Raw genomic sequence first — 304 nt, forward strand, 5'->3', positions numbered from 1 at the left:
CACCGCGCGCACCAGCTGTTCAGTGGGCAGGTTGATGGCAAATTGTCCGCTCTCCTTGATGAGGTGGTGGCTGTACCGTTCGGGGCGGACGCTGATGGATACCATGCAGGGCTGGGTGCAGATGGTGCCTGTCCAGCCGATGGTGATGAGGTTGGGCTGCTCCAGCCCGCCGCAGGAGACCAGCACCGGCGGTTCCGGGTTCAGCAGGGTGCTGCCCCGCCAGCACTGTTTTCTCATCCGTGATACTTCCTTTCATAGGGTGCCCAGGTGCGCTCCGAGATGATGTAGCGCGGGCGGGCCTTTG

1 protein-coding gene is annotated in these 304 nt (G+C 63.2%); it reads right to left on the bottom strand.

Translation table 11 applies throughout. From position 1 onward, the window contains the following. On the bottom strand, positions 1 to 237 hold a 237-nt coding region (locus P0G09_RS18375), incomplete at its 3' end, for a flavin reductase (protein ID WP_275253389.1). Positions 238 to 304 lie beyond the last annotated feature (67 nt).

The sequence above is a fragment of the Faecalibacterium sp. DFI.5.82 genome, assembly GCF_029076575.1.
Taxonomy (GTDB): Bacteria; Bacillota; Clostridia; order Oscillospirales; family Ruminococcaceae; genus Faecalibacterium; species Faecalibacterium duncaniae.